Annotated in this window: 1 pseudogene; it reads right to left on the bottom strand. The window is 46.2% G+C overall.

Annotated elements, in window-relative coordinates:
• Positions 1–342 (bottom strand): annotated as a pseudogene (locus tag L976_RS11850) (transposase); the annotation flags it as partial.

The following is a 342-nucleotide window of genomic DNA, read 5'->3' as shown; positions in this document are numbered from 1 at the left end:
CGTTTATCATTGCGAATGATTCGGCCGGTATCATCCACCAATTGAAGGTAATCCGTTAAGGAAAATGCAATGCCATTGGGTTGGTTGTCGCACTCATTACCAATAAAAGGTAGTAGATTGCTCGGCTGCTCACCTTTTAACGCCGCCAGAATGCGTAGTTGAATACTGGTATGGTCGGATTGTTCTGGTGTATCAGCCAGTTGTGCTCTAATGGGATTTAAATCCACATAAGTCATACAGGCTAATACTGCGGCTTCATCGAGTAGGGCTTGCGATTTGAACCGACCTTCCCAGAACCTGCCTGTGCAGTGATCTTCTTGATTTGCTTGCCTTGCAATCGGC

The organism is Shewanella sp. ZOR0012, from assembly GCF_000798835.1.
Classification (GTDB): domain Bacteria; phylum Pseudomonadota; class Gammaproteobacteria; order Enterobacterales; family Shewanellaceae; genus Shewanella; species Shewanella xiamenensis.
This window is presented reverse-complemented; position numbering and strand designations above follow the sequence as displayed.